This window comes from Nonomuraea angiospora (assembly GCF_014873145.1).
GTDB classification, from domain to species: domain Bacteria; phylum Actinomycetota; class Actinomycetes; order Streptosporangiales; family Streptosporangiaceae; genus Nonomuraea; species Nonomuraea angiospora.
Genome location: NZ_JADBEK010000001.1, coordinates 8,321,428 through 8,335,987, shown reverse-complemented (window position 1 = coordinate 8,335,987; position 14,560 = coordinate 8,321,428). Strand labels below are relative to the sequence as shown.

Sequence of the window (14,560 nt, the reverse complement as noted above, 5' to 3'; positions counted from 1 at the left end):
CTCGATCAGCGGCGGAACAGGACGTCGAGTTCGCTGAAGTCCAGTGAGCCGTCCAGCGCCGTGAGACCGCCCGTGCCCAGCAGCTCCGCTGCGGCCCTCCGGGTCGCGGCGTAGGCGGCCTGGGCCAGGCCGGTGCCCAGGCTGACCCGGCGTACCCCGGCCTGCGCGAGCTCGCTGACGCTCGGTCCGCCCGCGACGGCCATCGCGTTGACCGGCAGCGGCGATGCCGCGCAGAGGGTGTTCAGCGTGTCCAGGTCGAGCAGGCCCGGGACGAAGATGCCGTCGGCTCCCGCCTCCGCGTAGGCCTCCGCACGCTCCAGCACCTCGCCCAACCGCCCGTCCGCCGCACCGATCCCGAACAGGAAGACGTCGGTACGGGCGTTGACGAACAGCTCCGGCAGGGCCGCGGCGGCCGCGGCCTCCCTGGCGGCGCGCAGCCTGGCACTCTGCTCGGCCACGTCGAACAGAGGACCGCCGACGGCCGTGGAGTCCTCCAGATTGACGCCCACCGCCCCGGCCTCGACCACCGCCCGCACGGTCGCGGCGACATCCGCCGGGTCCGGCCCGTACCCTCCCTCCACGTCCACCGTCACCGGCACGTCGACGGAGTCCACGATGCGCCGCGCGGCCTGCGCCATCTCGTCCCGGCTCAGCCGCTGCCCGTCCCCGCGGCCCAGCGACCACGAGACGCCACCGCTGGTCGTGGCGATCGCCGTGGCGCCGGCCGCGGCGATGACGGCCGCACTGGCGGCGTCCCAGGCATTGGGCAGCACCAGCACGGGCTCGGTGCTCAGGGCACGGAACAGCCGGGCCTTCCGCTGGGTCGCGGCATCGGCGGAGGAGGAGATGTCAACGGACATGTACGTGACTGCCTTTCGGGTCGTCCTGCTTCCGGGATACTGCTGGGCAGCGGGTCGAGGATCCACTGATTAAGCTCAGACCGAATCAAGGAGGGCGATATGAAGGCGCGGCTCGCGTTCTCGGTGAACGATCTGGCCGAGACCCGCTTCGCCGTCTCGCCCATGTGGGAAGTCGTCACCAGCTTCAGGGCGCTGGCCGCCACCGTGGCGCCGCGCCCGCTGCGCGGCTGGGCCGACCAGGTACGCCCCCGGCTCGCCGCCGCGGGCCTCGATCGCGGCTGGCTGGCCGACATGATCCCGCCCAGCGGCCACCTCCCCGACTTCCTCAACCCGACGCCGACCGCCCCCTCGCCCGGCCTCTCCGACGAGCTGGCCGCCATCGAGGCCACCGACCCCGAGCAGGTACGGCGGGACGTCGATCACCTGGCCGCCGAGCGCGAAGGAGCTCTTCCCTCCCGGCTGCGCAGCCTTCACCGCACCCCGCGGAGCTGCCTGCCCCGGATCGTGGCGGAGATCGAGGTCTACTGGGGCCTGGCGATAGCGCCCTACTGGGCCAGGATCCGCTCGGTCCTGGAGGCGGACATCTTCCACCGGGGCCGCCAGGTGGCCGAGCAGGGCACGGCCCAGGCGCTGGACGAGCTGCACCACACGGTGCGCTGGGCCGGCGGCAGCCTCCATCTGACAGAGCGGCACTGCGCCATCACCAGGATCGAGACCGGAGCCGGGCTGCTCCTGGTGCCGTCGGTCTTCGCCTGGCCGCGGGTGCTGACCCGGTCCGTCGAGTCCGAACCACCGCAGCTGGCCTACCCGGCGCGCGGCATCGGCCTGTTGTGGGAGCGCCGGACACGTACGCAGCTGGAAGCCCTTACCGCCGTGATCGGCCGTTCCCGGGCATCGATCCTGGCCGGACTGGACACGCCCGCCTCGACCACCGAGCTCGCCCAACGCTCGGGCCTGTCCGCGGCGGCGGTGTCCCAGCACCTCACCGCCCTGCGGGCCGCCGGCCTGACCAGCACCCACCGGGCGGGCCGCTCGGTCCTCTACGCCCGCACCGCCCTCGCCGACGCCCTGCTCACCGCGCAGGCCTGAACCCCTGCGGCGTGCGCAGATACCGCCACCCCAGGACCCCGTACCAGATCATGACGGGCAGGTCGAGCGCGTACCCGAGCTGTTCCAGCGCCCCCGTGGGGCCGCCGGTTCCGGTCGTCCACGGAAGCACGACCGCGGCCAGGCCGCTGAGCGCGGCGATCAAGCCGGTGACACGAAGCCCGGCGGGCGTCGGGATGCCCGCCGCGCCGGCGGCTGTGGCGGCGACCCACAGCAGCCCGGCCAGATTGACCGCCCACGTGGCGGTGAGCAGGACGGCCGAGGCCGCCGCGGTGACCTCACCGGCACCGGCGAGCAGCTCCTCCTGCCTGCCCGTGCCGTCGTTCCACCCTCAGCGGGGATGGTCCGAGCCGGACAGGACCTGTTCGGCTGGCTGCACCGCCACCGCCTGGCTGTCACCGGCCCCACCCTGGAAGAGCACCTCATCGACGCCGACGGCGCCCACGCCATCGTCCTCGAGGTCCCCGTGAGCCCCCGACAGGGCGCCCGCACCGCCTGACCGTCCCTCGCCGGACGTCCGGCCGACCGGGCAGGGCCACGCCCGTGCCTCCGTAGGAACGGGACGCCCGCCGGCCCGCGCGTACTGTCGATCTACCACGACCACGCCAGGATCGCCTCCTCCTACTCCTCGGCAGATCCCGCCGACGGGTGACACGTCGACGCCTCGCCCAGGCCGGGACCTCTCGTGCCGGTAGGACTAAAGGGCGTTGGAGAGGTTGATCCGGATCTCCGTGTTGCGGTATCCGGCGCGCAGGAACGCGGCCGCCATCGGCGCGTTGCCCACGTCGGTGGAGGCGGTGATGCGCGGCTCTCCGTTGGCCGCGTGCATGCGGGTGATCTCGGCGAGTACCTCGTCCACGTATCCGCGCCCCCGGAACTCCGGGACCACCCCGAGATACCCCACGTTCACGCTGTACGGCGTCGCCGAGGGGATCGCCATGCCTGCCACCTCGCCCTCGTGCGTATAGGCGATCCGCCACCACTCCCGCTTGCCCGGCGCTCCGAGATAGAAGTCCATCTCTTCGCGCGCGGTCGCGTCCACGCCCTTGGCCGCCACGCTCGTCCGGGTCTGGAAGTCCAGGCTGCCCTCGGCGATTCTCGTGAACACCGCCAGGAACTCCTCATCGGACGCCTCGGCGAACCGCAGCACCCCGGTCGCCGGGGGCACCCCGTCGGCCGGCGCCCACTCGAACTGCAGCCGCTCCACCTCCCGGGTGAGGCCGGCCGCGTGCGCTGCCGCCCGCCGCCATTCCACGGCCGCCGAGGTGGCCGGATCGTCGCGCCAGCCGCCGGCCGCCTTGATCGCGTACTGCACCGGCCGCGGGAACACCGCCAGTGCGGCCCTGATCAGCTCGGCGGCGACGGCGGTGCGCTCCCCCACCGCGGGATCCACGTCGAGGCAGTCGAGCGCGACCGGGTGCGCGCTGTCCCTCGGCCCCCACCACAGCGCCCGTCCCACGACCCGGTCGCCGACCTTGGCGATCCACGTCCACTCCGGCCGGTACATGTTCTCGGCCAGTTCTGCGAGGTAACGGTCGGCGGGGATCCAGCCGACGGGCTCGGTCACGACCCACGCGGTCACACGGTCGAGGTCCGCAGGGACGATCGCACGGTAGGAAATCACCGGAAGAGGTTAGCGAACCTTTGTCCCTTCCGTGGGCTGATGTCCGATGCCGGCGAAGCTGCCGCCACGCCTTGGGTAGCGGTTCGCCTCCCGCAATGGTTCCGGAAACTTCCACCCGGCCCTCGCACAGTGTCAGACAGGGACCACCTGCCCTGCTTCCCGCGCAGTTTGCTCTTGTCGTGCGCGTCAGACGTCAGAACGATGGCAGGGCGTACCGAGCGCAGCGCGGCGGCCGCCACCACAGCGTCGATGGCCTACTTGTGACCATGCAGGCTGGCATCCCGAAGAAGCACCTCGCAGCCGTCGAGATCGGGCAGCGTCCCGGTAGTACGTCAAGGACGAGCGGATGTTGGCCGCCACGGTGCCGCACCCGCTGCCCGACCTCACGCCCGGTGGAGTCGCGCGAAGCCGCTGAGGCGCTACATAGGGAGTTGATCCGCCTGGGCATCGCGAGCGACGTGCATGACGGCTATCGACAGCCACGCCCTGTACGGAGCGCCCGTGCGACCGCTACCGATGTGCGAGTGGTCCATCAGGTTCCGACCCACGGCCCCCAGAGCCCCCTGCCTGCGTCAGCCTGATGTCGATGATCCCAGCCGGATACGGAGATCAATCCGGCGATGGCGATCGTGGGCCGCTCCGAAGTATGGCGCTCGAACCTGCGCCATCAGACTGCGGGCGGCTTGGCCGTTCCCGCCGGGATCGGCCCCAGGCCGCAGCCCGGCGGAGAGGGCGGCTCGCAGCGCCGACGCCTTGACCATGTAGGGAAAGTTGTCGCCGTGGCTCTAGCGACCGCCAACCCAACCCGGGGGTAGATGGTTCGGCCTTCGAGTCCACCACCATCGGGTCTCGGTCCCCTCTGAAAGGGGCCGCCAGTACCGTGCGAGCTCAGCGCCACCGTCCTCATGCGTCACGGCGCGATAGCGCTCGTCGAGGCGATTCAGCGTGCTGGTGAGCTTCGTGCGAGCCATCCCCTGCAGAGCCTCGCAGTACTCCTCCAGACCATCCCGAACGGTCAGGTCATTGAGGTACTCGTAGACCGGGTAAAAGACCTCGCCAGGCCACCCTTCCATGTCGTGGATCAAATCCTCCCACCACTTGAGTGAGGAAAGAACGCCATAGATCGGCTCCTTGGCCTGCGCCGCATGTTCGGGCAGGATGCTCTCCTTCTCCACGGCGAGGCGCTGAAGATCGAGGACACTGATCATCTGACGTTCGTCGGGAGTGAGACTTCCGGCCAGAGCCTGCGTCTCACTCTCACGCCGCGTACCGCGAGTCATCGCTCCCCCTCGGTGGATGTCAGGCCGACCGGGCAGGAGACGCCCGCAGCGGCCGTTCGGGATCTTGAACACGTACTGCTGGCGGTAGCGCTTCGCTTCGGGCAATAGATGTACGGCCTAATGAGACTTGGATCGGTACTCAGCCCACAAGTCGACAGCCTCTTGCAGATCAAGAGCGGCAACGTCCTCGCGGGCCATCCCGGCCGTGTAGATCAACCGATCCGCGAGCCAGTCTGGAACCGGCTCTCTAGGGGGTGCTTTCTCCACCCGAATGTGATCGGTCAGCGCGCCAAGACGCTCGATCACCTGACTGAGCTGGACGATCTCAGGACGGTCGGTGCCCGCCTCGTGGACCCTCGCCGTCGCCTCGGCGTACACTTCCGCGTCGGCCCGCTCACCGACAGCCCACACCTCACAGATCTCCACCGACTTGTCCTCAGTGATGCGGTAGATGACACGCCAGATGTTACGACCGACCACCAGCTTCCGGAATCCGGTCAGTTCCCCGCCGAGTGGGTAACCAGCCTCAGGGTTGTCCAGCAGGAGAAGAATCTTCTTGAGCACCCTGGGTACTGCGTCTGGGCCGATGCGTCGGAGGTCATCCACCGCCGGCGCCGTGAAGACGATGTCGGACACGTTTACTCGTCGTCTGGGATGGCGGCCAGGGACTCACGAGTATGACCGAAAGCAGCGAGTACCTCATCGAGCGAGACTCGCTCCCCCGTGTCCGTGACCGATCGGGTAAGCACGAGCGCCAGATCACGAAGATCGGCCGCCGCCTCCTCCAACTCGTTGAGTCGGCGGATGCTCACCACGGCCGCCACCGGCTGATGCCGGCGGGTGACCACCAGATCGGTTCCCTGCTCCGCATCAGCCACCAGGCGGGCGACCCCTCTCTGGGCCGCTTCTGTGACGCTCAGTTCAGTAGCGTCGTGCAGAGCAGTCATACATCAACTGTATATCTTTCTGCACAGAATCGCGATTCATGAGCGAGCACAGGCTCACGCCGCACCTGGCTCAGCCGCCCAATCGACCTAACAAAGTTGCTCTCAGAGGAGCACCGCCTGGACGCGCCACCGCCGGATGACCCATTCGGCCACCAGCAGATTGATCACCCACGCGGCGCCCATGAGCAACGCCCTGGGGAGCCCGCTCGGCGCCCCGAGGATGACAATCCAGGGCAACTGGGTGAGCGCCTGCGTGCCGGCCCCCATGCCGATGGCATAACCCCGGACCATCCAGGCCCGATGCCCGGCAACGTCCCGCCGCCGGATCGCGACGAACCCGAGCACGATCGAAACGGCCATCACCCCACCGAACACGAGCCTGAAGCCGAGCAGGAGACCGCCGTCCCCGGGATGGCTATGGAATAGCGCCATCCACATACCTGTGAGCGCCGCGAGAAGCCCGAAGCCGACGAGCAGCCGCCCAGCTCTCCGATGCCAGCCGTTTCTGCGACGCCGCAATCGAGGGACGAACTGAAAGGCCCCCAGGATGCTGTACGCACTGACGCTGACAATGTGCAGCCCCAGGGGCAGAGGCGCCGCCAGGGCCGCGGTCTCCGGCATGATCACGGGACCACCGGCCAATTCAGTCATGCGTAGGGCACCTGCGATCAGGGGAATGAGACTGAGGGCGATCAACCCGGCAGGGACCTGCCACCCACCCCGCACACGGCCGCGCGGCGAACGCGCGGATCGTACTGCCATGCTCTCGTCGGTCATGTCCTGATGGTGACGGCCGACGCCATGGGAATTCTTCAGCCGAAGAGCCCGACCCGAGTCGTCCGATTGACCACCGATCAGTCGTACTTTCGGCTGAAGATCGCCACGATTGGCAGTCTCAGGCCCCGACCACCTTCACGGTCTTCCCGCATGGCGTTTTCCACGTCCAGCAGCCGTCCAGAACACAAGACGCCGCCGGACCGCCGGACCGCCCGCAAGAATCTCACCCAGTGAGGATGCAGCGTGGATCAGAGGCGGCCGATCACGCCTCACCGGACGTCAGTCCGACCGGGCAGGAGACCCCAGTACCGCCGATTCCGCAGTACCCATTGGGCACTTTGTACAGGTACTGCTGGTGATAATCCTCCGCATAGTAGAACGGGCCCGCGGGGGCCAGCTCTGTGGTGATCTCGCCGTAGCCCGACTGCTTCAGGACCCGCTCGTACGCGTCCCGCGACGCCTCCGCGGCCTTCTGCTGCTCCGGTGAGTGGTAGTAGATCGCCGACCGGTACTGCGTGCCCACGTCGTTGCCCTGGCGCATCCCCTGGGTCGGGTCGTGGGCCTCCCAGAAGACCTTCAGGAGCTCCTCGTACGACACCTTCGCCGGGTCGAAGGCCACCCTGACGGCCTCGGTGTGACCCGTGAGGCCGCTGCAGACCTCCTCGTACGTCGGGTTGGGCGTGTAGCCGCCCTGGTATCCGACCGCCGTCGTGACCACCCCGGGCGTCTGCCAGAACTTGCGCTCCGCGCCCCAGAAGCAGCCGAGGCCGAAGTCGGCGATCTCGAGGCCCTCGGGCGGGGTGAGGGGGGCGTCGAGGACCGCGTGGCGCGACGGGATCGGCATGGGGTCCGGGCGGCCGGGGAGGGCGTCCTCGGGTCGGACCATCGATGTCTTGTTGCCGCCGAACAGCCAGCCCATGGCACTACCTCCAGTAGGTCTCGTCCCAGAGTACATAGGGCCTAACGCTTTAGGAGCTCTACACATTTCCGTATAGTGAGAGGCGTTTGTGTTTAAAGGTGGTAATGGCCGAAGATGGGGTTCATGCCTGACCTTCGGCGCGGTGTCTTGTTCGGGATCGCCGCCTACACGATGTGGGGACTGTTCCCCCTCTACTGGCCGCTCCTCAAGCCTTCCGGAGCCGTTGAGATCCTCGCCCACCGGATGGTGTGGTCGCTGGTCGCCGTCGCGGCCGCGCTGGCGGTGCGCAGGCACTGGGCCTGGTTCCGGCCGCTGCTCAAGCAGCCCATGAAGCTGGGGCTGCTGGTGCTGGCGGCCATGGTCGTGACCCTCAACTGGGGCACGTACATCTACGCCGTCAACAGCGGTCACGTCGTCGAGGGCGCCCTCGGTTACTTCATCAACCCGCTCGTCAACGTGGTGTTCGGGGTGGTGCTGCTGCGGGAGCGGCTGCGGCCGATGCAGTGGGTGGCCGTCGGGTTCGGGGCCCTGGCGGTGCTGGTGCTGACGTTCGACTACGGGCGGCTGCCGTGGATCGCGCTGACGCTGGCCGTGAGCTTCGGCGTGTACGGGCTGCTGAAGAAGCGGGCCAACGTGCCGGCCACCGAGGGCCTCGCGATCGAGACCCTGGTGCTGATCCTCCCCGCGCTCGGCTACATCTTCTTCCTGCAGACCGGCGGGCAGGGGACGTTCGCCGACCACGGCCTCGCGCACGCCCTGCTGCTGGTCGGCGGCGGGATCGGCACCGCCATCCCGCTGATCTGCTTCGGGGCGGCGGCCATCCGGGTGCCGCTCAGCACCATGGGGCTGCTGCAGTACATCGCGCCGGTCCTGCAGTTCGCGTGCGGTGTGCTGATCGCCAAGGAGACCATGCCGTCCAGCCGGTGGATCGGCTTCTCGATCGTCTGGCTGGCCCTGGCGATCTTCACGTACGACGGCTTGAGGACGGCTCGCGCCTCGAAGCGGGTCAGGAAATCAGCCGGAACGCTGGACCACGTAGTCACATAGCGCCAAAAATGCGGACCTGGCGGGGATGTCGGGAAGGCCGGAGATGTCGGCACGGGCGCGGTCCACCCAGGCTTCCAGCTCGGCCCGGGCCTGGGCCATCGCCGGGTCGGCGCGGAGCAGGGTCAGCGCCTCCTCCACATCCTCCTCGGCCACCGGACCCGCCAGCAGCTCGCGCAGCCGCGACGGCTCCTCCGACGCCAGAGCGTACAGAACCGGCAGGGTCCTGATCCCCTCCCGCAGGTCGGTCCCCGGCGTCTTGCCCGACTGGGCGCCGGACGAGGCCACGTCCAGCAGGTCGTCACCGAGCTGCCAGGCCACGCCGATGGCCTCGCAGGCGCGGCTGAGCCGCTCCTCGACGTCCGCGGGCGCGCCGGACAGCAGCGCGCCGAAGCGGCCGGAGGCGGCGATCAGGGAGCCCGTCTTGTCGGCGAGCACGCTCAGGTAGTGGCCGATCGGGTCCTCGCCGTCGCGCGGGCCGACGGTCTCGCGGATCTGCCCCTGGACGAGGCGGGAGAACGTCTGGGCCTGGATGCGGATCAGCTCGGGACCGAGGTCCGCGAGGAGGTCGGACGCCTGGGCGAACAGATAGTCGCCGGTGAGGATGGCCACGGTGTTGTCCCACCGGGCGTTGGCCGACGGGGAGCCCCGGCGGACCGGGGCCTCATCCATGACGTCGTCGTGGTAGAGCGAGCCCAGGTGGGTCAGCTCGATCACCACCGCGCCGGGCACGACCCCCGGCGCGGACGGGTCGCCGAACTGCGCGGCCAGCAGCACCATCAGCGTACGGAACCGCTTGCCGCCGGCCTCGATGAGGTGCTTGGACGCCTCCGTGACGAAGGCGTCCTCGCTCTCCACCGACGAACGCAGGAGCTTCTCGACCGCGGCCAGTCCGGTGGCCACGTCCTGCGCCAGCCGTTCGTCCTCGATGGGAAGGTCAACCACGGGAGGCGCAGACATACGAGATTCCCCTTATCTGATGAACAGGCTGTGTGCGGCGTCGTTGGCGACACCGAGCACGGACTCCGGGTAGAGCCCCACTCCTACGGTAACCAGCAACGAAACGGCGATGACCGCCACGGTCCCCATACTGGGCACCGCGATCGCCGGGCCGTCGGCCGCCGGCTCGCTGAAGAACATCAGCACGATCACGCGGACGTAGAAGAACGCGGCGATGGCCGAGGCCACCACGCCCACCACGACCAGGCCGGCCATCCAGCCGCCCATCGAGTCGCCGGGCTGCGTGCCGCTGTTCAGAGCGGCGGCGAAGACGGCGTACTTGCCGAAGAAGCCGCTCGTCAGCGGGATGCCGGCGAAGGCCAGCAGGAAGAAGGCGAACACCCCGGCCAGCACCGGCGCGCGCTTGCCGAGCCCGGCCCAGCGCGACAGGTGCCCGGCCTCGCCGCCCGGGTCGCGTATGAGCGTGACCACCGCGAACGCGCCGACCGTCGTGATGCCGTAGACCGCCAGGTAGAACAGGATCGCCTTCAGGGAGACCGCGTTCTGCTCGGCGGAGCCGAACGTGGCCATCACGCCGACGAGCAGGAAGCCCGCGTGCGCGATGGACGAGTACGCCAGCATCCGCTTGATCTCGGTCTGCGTGATCGCCAGGATCGAGCCGACGATCATGGTCAGGGCGGCGACGCCCCAGATGATCGGCCGCCAGTTCCAGTCGAGGTTCCCCAGACCCACCCAGAACACCCGCAGCACGGCGCCCATGGCCGCGACCAGCGTGCCGGAGGCCATGAGGGCGGTGATGGGCGTCGGGGCGCCCTGATAGACGTCCGGCTTCCAGGCGTGGAACGGCGCCGCACCGATCTTGAACAGCAGGCCCACGCCGAGCAGCGCGAGGCCGAGCATCAGGATCGGGTCGAGCGAGGCGCTCCTGCCCATGGCCTCGTTGATGCCCGGCAGCGAGACGGTGCCGGCGAAGCCGTACACCATCGCGGTGCCGTACAGGAAGAAGGCCGAGGAGAACGCGCCCAGCAGGAAGTACTTCATGGACGCCTCCTGCGAGAGCAGGCGGCGCCGGCGGGCCAGGCCGCACAGCAGGTAGAGCGGCAGCGACATGACCTCGAGGCCCACGAACATCATCAGCAGGTCGTGGGCGGCCGGGAAGAGCAGCATGCCGCCGACCGCGAACAGCACCAGCGGGTACACCTCGGTGTGCCCGCCGCCCGCGGCCTCGGCCTCCTCCTCGTCGGCGCTGCCGGGCACGGCCGCGGCCGACGCGACGAAGTGGCCCTCGTCGTTGATCAGCAGCACGCACACGAACGACAGGACGAGGATGACGCCCCAGATGAACAGCGCGGGCCCGTCCACCGCGACCGCGCCCATGGCGACCGGCGCGGTGGGCACGTTGCCGCGCAGCACCTGCACGAGCACCAGGGCGAACGCGCCGAACAGGCTCAGCAGGGTGAGCGGGACGTGGATCGACTTACGCAGGTATCGGGGCGCGAACGCCTCGACGAGCACTCCGATGACGGCCGCGCCGAACACCACCAGCAGCGGCGCCAGCGTGCCGTACTCGATCGTCGGCGCTGGGATGGAGTTCACTGACCTGTCCCCTTCTCAGCGATGGTGGAGGTGGGCACCTTCACGTTGGTCAGCGTCTGGTGCACCGACGGGTTGATCACGTCGAGCAGCGGCTTGGGGAAGAAGCCGAAGCCGATGATCAGGGCGACCAGCGGGGCCAGCACCCAGATCTCGCGCGCGTTCAGGTCCTTGAACGCCTTGACCGGCTCGGCCGTCGGCCCGTTCATGGTCCGCTGGACCATCCACAGGATGTAGACGGCCGCGAGGATGACCGCCACCGCGGCGACCACCGCGGCCACCGTCAGGGCGCCCGACCCGTGGGCCTGGCTGGAGTACGTGCCGATCATGACCATGAACTCGCTCACGAACGAGGAGAGCCCCGGCAGCGAGAGACCGGCCAGACCGGCGACCAGGAAGAAGCCCGCGAGCACCGGCGCGACGCTCTGCACGCCTCCGTAGTCCCCGATGAACGGCGAGCCGCGCCTGGCGATGAGGAAGCCCGCGGCCAGGAACAGCGCGCCGGTGGCGAAGCCGTGGTTGACCATGTAGAGGGCCGCGCCGGACTGCGCGACCGACGACATGGCGAACACGCCGAGCACGATGAACCCGAAGTGCGAGATCGACGTGTACGCGATGAGGCGCTTCATGTCGGTCTGCCCGATGGCCACGATGGCGCCGTAGATGATGCTGATGACCGCCAGTACGACGATCGGCATCGTGAACGCCTTGGCCGCGTCGGGGAACAGCTCCAGGCAGAAGCGGAGCATCCCGAACGTGCCGACCTTGTCCAGCACGCCCACCAGCAGCACAGCGGCGCCGGCCGGAGCCTGCGCGGCCGCGTCGGGCAGCCAGGTGTGCACCGGCCAGAGCGGCGCCTTGATCGCGAAGGCGATGAAGAAGCCCGCGAACAGCCACTTCTGCATGGCCGGGTCCTGCACGACCCCGATCAGCTCGGGGAACATGAAGGTCTTGCTGCCGCCGACCACGTAGAGCCCGATGACCGCGACCAGCATGAGCAGGCCGCCGAACAGCGAGTACAGCAGGAACTTGACGGCCGCGTAGGACCGCTGGGCGCCGCCGTACGACCCGATCATGAAGTACATCGGGATCAGCATGGCTTCGAAGAACACGTAGAAGAGGAAGATGTCGGTCGCCGCGAAGACGCCGATCATCATCGTCTCGAGCACGAGCAGCAGCGAGAAGTACGTCTTCACCGACCGCTTGGGCGTGATGAGCGTGCCGTCGGCGGTCTTGACGCCGTCGGCGTCGTGCCAGGAGGCCAGCACCACGATCGGCACCAGCACCACCGAGAGCGCGATCAGCACGAGCGCGACGCCGTCCACGCCGACCCCGAACTTCACGCCGAAGCTCGGGATCCAGTTGTACTCGGCGGTGAACTGGAAGCGCGGACCGGTCGGCTTGAACCCGGCGGCCATGACACCCGTGAGGACCAGCGTCAGCAGCGAGACCAGCAGGGTGACCTGCTTGGCCAGCTTGTCACTGCCCTTGGGAAGCAGGGCCACCACGATGGCGCCCACCACGGGCACCGCCATGAGTATCGGAAGCCAGGGTGACATCAGAGGTTCCCAACGAGGAGCAGGGCGCCGGTCAGCAGGGCGGCACCGATGAAGATGGACAGCGCGTACGTTCTGGCGAAGCCCGTCTGGAGCCTCCGCATGCGCCCCGAGGTGCCCCCGATGCCCGCGGCCAGGCCGTTGACCAGCCCGTCGATGCCCCGGTTGTCGAAGAACACCGCGATGCGGGTCAGCCACTGGCCGGGGCGCATGAAGAGCGACTCGTTGATCGCGTCGCCGTAGAGGTCACGGCGGGCGAACGTGGTGAGGAACGACCCGCGCGGCTGCACGGCGGGCACCTCGGCCCGGCCGTACCTCATCCAGGCGAAGGCGGCGCCGACCGCGACGAGCGCGAGCGTGGCCAGACCAGGCGTGCTGGTGAACACGAACTCCGGCGCGGGGCCCTCGCCACCGACAGCGGGCTGCAGGAAGTGGTACAGGGTCCCGTTCAGCACCAGGTAGCCGCCCAGCCCGATCGAGCCGATCGACAGGATGATCAGCGGCCAGGTCATGACGGCCGGCGACTCGTGCGGGTGGGCGTCCTCCGCCCAGCGCTTCTCGCCGAAGAAGGTCATGAAGACCATCCGCGACATGTAGAAGCCGGTGATGCCCGCGCCGAGCACGGCCAGCCAGCCCAGCACCGGCTGGTGGTGCACCGCGGTCTCGATGATGCCGTCCTTGGTGAAGTAGCCGGACAGCAGCGGGAACCCGATGATCGCCAGGTAGCCGATGAAGAACGTGTAGAAGGTGACAGGCATGTACTTGCGCAGCCCGCCGAACTTCCGCATGTTCACCTCGTCGTTCATGCCGTGCATGACCGAACCGGCGCCGAGGAACATGTTGGCCTTGAAGAAGCCGTGCGTGATCAGGTGGCCGATCGCGAACGCGTACCCCGCGGGGCCGAGGCCCGCGCCGAGCATCATGTAGCCGATCTGCGACATCGTCGAACCGGCCAGGCCCTTCTTGATGTCGTCCTTGGCGCAACCGATGATCGCACCGGCGAGCAGCGTGGCCGCGCCGACGATGGCGACGGCGAGCGCCGCGCCCGAGCCCTCGGGGAAGAAGAACGCCCCCGAGCGGACCACCAGGTAGACGCCGGCGGTGACCATGGTCGCGGCGTGGATCAGGGCCGACACGGGGGTCGGGCCCTCCATGGCGTCCAGGAGCCAGGACTGCAGCGGGAGCTGGGCGGACTTGCCGCACGCGCCGAGGAGCAGCAGCAGGCCGATGGCCAGCATGGTGCCGCTCTCCTGGCCCGGCGTGATCTGCTCGCCGAGCGTCTTGAAGGTCAGCGTGCCGAACGTGGTCCAGATGAGGAACATGCCGACCAGCAGGCCGAAGTCACCGACGCGGTTGACGACGAACGCCTTCTTCGCCGCGACCGCCGCCGACGGCTTGAACTGCCAGAACCCGATCAGCAGGTACGACGCCAGACCGACGCCCTCCCAGCCGATGAACAGGCCCACGTAGTTGTCGGACAGCACCAGCAGGAGCATCGCGGAGACGAACAGGTTCAGGTATCCGAAGAACCTGCGCCGGTGCTCGTCGTGCGACATGTAGCCGATCGAGTAGATGTGGATCAGCGAACCCACACCGGTGATCAACAGCGCGAAGCTGATCGACAGCGGGTCGATCAGCAGCCCCATCTTCACCATGCCGGGGATGAAGTCGTAGAGCTCGACCGCCCGCCGGCGCTGTTCGTCCCCGAACCCGATGAGCTCGAAGAACGCCAGCACCGCCACGACGAACGAGGCGAGGGACATGGCCACGCCCAGCAGATGGCCCCAGCGGTTGGTGAACCGGCCCAGCACCAGCAGGATGGCCGCCCCCACGAGAGGGAGGGCGATCATCAGCCAGGAGACCCCGATCACGCCGCCGGTGTGCTGGACGATC

The 14,560-nt window shown here is 68.8% G+C and carries 15 protein-coding genes; 3 read left to right on the top strand and 12 right to left on the bottom strand.

The window, feature by feature from the left end; translation table 11 throughout:
• Positions 1 to 5: 5 nt before the first annotated feature.
• Entirely contained in the window at positions 6 to 860 is an 855-nt protein-coding gene (locus H4W80_RS38230; protein ID WP_192789505.1) for an isocitrate lyase/PEP mutase family protein, read from the bottom strand.
• Positions 861 to 959: 99 nt separating this feature from the next.
• Between H4W80_RS38230 and H4W80_RS38225 the strand changes: the two genes are divergently transcribed.
• On the top strand, positions 960 to 1,949 hold the full coding sequence (locus tag H4W80_RS38225; protein ID WP_192789504.1) for an ArsR/SmtB family transcription factor: 990 nt from the start codon (positions 960 to 962) through the stop codon (positions 1,947 to 1,949).
• On the opposite strand, the gene H4W80_RS38220 is transcribed toward H4W80_RS38225, so the two are convergent.
• Complete coding sequence (locus H4W80_RS38220) at positions 1,933 to 2,112, bottom strand: hypothetical protein (protein WP_192789503.1); 180 nt, start codon at positions 2,110 to 2,112, stop codon at positions 1,933 to 1,935. The genes H4W80_RS38225 and H4W80_RS38220 overlap by 17 nt on opposite strands.
• A 195-nt stretch (positions 2,113 to 2,307) precedes the next feature.
• Here H4W80_RS38220 and H4W80_RS38215 point away from each other — a divergent pair, with 195 nt between their 5' ends.
• Positions 2,308 to 2,466 carry a hypothetical protein gene (locus H4W80_RS38215; RefSeq protein ID WP_192789502.1) on the top strand — a complete coding sequence of 53 codons (159 nt, stop codon included), beginning with the start codon at positions 2,308 to 2,310 and terminating at the stop codon, positions 2,464 to 2,466.
• 198 nt (positions 2,467 to 2,664) lie between these two features.
• Here the strand turns inward: H4W80_RS38215 and H4W80_RS38210 are convergent, their stop codons facing one another.
• From H4W80_RS38210 to msrA, 6 genes are all read right to left on the bottom strand, one after another.
• The gene (locus H4W80_RS38210; RefSeq protein WP_225963882.1) at positions 2,665 to 3,591 is read right to left on the bottom strand and encodes a GNAT family N-acetyltransferase; all 927 of its coding nucleotides are present in this window, start codon (positions 3,589 to 3,591) and stop codon (positions 2,665 to 2,667) included.
• A gap of 785 nt (positions 3,592 to 4,376) precedes the next feature.
• The gene (locus tag H4W80_RS38205; protein ID WP_192789501.1) at positions 4,377 to 4,799 is read right to left on the bottom strand and encodes a hypothetical protein; all 423 of its coding nucleotides are present in this window, start codon (positions 4,797 to 4,799) and stop codon (positions 4,377 to 4,379) included.
• A gap of 189 nt (positions 4,800 to 4,988) precedes the next feature.
• Positions 4,989 to 5,507: a type II toxin-antitoxin system RelE family toxin gene (locus H4W80_RS38200; protein ID WP_192789500.1), complete on the bottom strand. Its 519-nt coding sequence runs from the start codon at positions 5,505 to 5,507 to the stop codon at positions 4,989 to 4,991.
• Positions 5,508 to 5,509: 2 nt separating this feature from the next.
• Positions 5,510 to 5,818: a type II toxin-antitoxin system prevent-host-death family antitoxin gene (locus H4W80_RS38195; protein ID WP_192789499.1), complete on the bottom strand. Its 309-nt coding sequence runs from the start codon at positions 5,816 to 5,818 to the stop codon at positions 5,510 to 5,512.
• A gap of 102 nt (positions 5,819 to 5,920) precedes the next feature.
• Positions 5,921 to 6,595, bottom strand: coding sequence for a DUF2306 domain-containing protein (locus H4W80_RS38190; RefSeq protein ID WP_192789498.1), 675 nt, complete (start codon positions 6,593 to 6,595; stop codon positions 5,921 to 5,923).
• Positions 6,596 to 6,857: 262 nt separating this feature from the next.
• Positions 6,858 to 7,514 (bottom strand): peptide-methionine (S)-S-oxide reductase MsrA, encoded by a 657-nt coding sequence (gene msrA, locus H4W80_RS38185; protein WP_192789497.1) that lies wholly within the window; start codon positions 7,512 to 7,514, stop codon positions 6,858 to 6,860.
• A 123-nt stretch (positions 7,515 to 7,637) separates the two neighbouring features.
• Between msrA and rarD the strand changes: the two genes are divergently transcribed.
• Entirely contained in the window at positions 7,638 to 8,561 is a 924-nt protein-coding gene (gene rarD, locus H4W80_RS38180) for an EamA family transporter RarD (RefSeq protein ID WP_192789496.1), read from the top strand.
• Here rarD and H4W80_RS38175 read toward each other — a convergent pair.
• The 4 genes from H4W80_RS38175 to nuoL are packed head-to-tail and all read right to left on the bottom strand — an operon-like array spanning position 8,529 to position 14,517.
• A complete protein-coding gene (locus H4W80_RS38175; RefSeq protein WP_192789495.1) occupies positions 8,529 to 9,518 on the bottom strand; it encodes a polyprenyl synthetase family protein in 990 nt (329 codons plus the stop codon). The genes rarD and H4W80_RS38175 overlap by 33 nt on opposite strands.
• Positions 9,519 to 9,530: 12 nt before the next feature.
• Positions 9,531 to 11,114: an NADH-quinone oxidoreductase subunit NuoN gene (gene nuoN, locus H4W80_RS38170; protein ID WP_192789494.1), complete on the bottom strand. Its 1,584-nt coding sequence runs from the start codon at positions 11,112 to 11,114 to the stop codon at positions 9,531 to 9,533.
• Positions 11,111 to 12,670 (bottom strand): NADH-quinone oxidoreductase subunit M, encoded by a 1,560-nt coding sequence (locus H4W80_RS38165; protein WP_185069997.1) that lies wholly within the window; start codon positions 12,668 to 12,670, stop codon positions 11,111 to 11,113. Before H4W80_RS38165 ends, nuoN begins: the two co-directional genes overlap by 4 nt.
• Complete coding sequence (nuoL, locus tag H4W80_RS38160; RefSeq protein WP_192793986.1) at positions 12,670 to 14,517, bottom strand: NADH-quinone oxidoreductase subunit L; 1,848 nt, start codon at positions 14,515 to 14,517, stop codon at positions 12,670 to 12,672. Before nuoL ends, H4W80_RS38165 begins: the two co-directional genes overlap by 1 nt.
• Between the last annotated feature and the right edge of the window lie 43 nt (positions 14,518 to 14,560).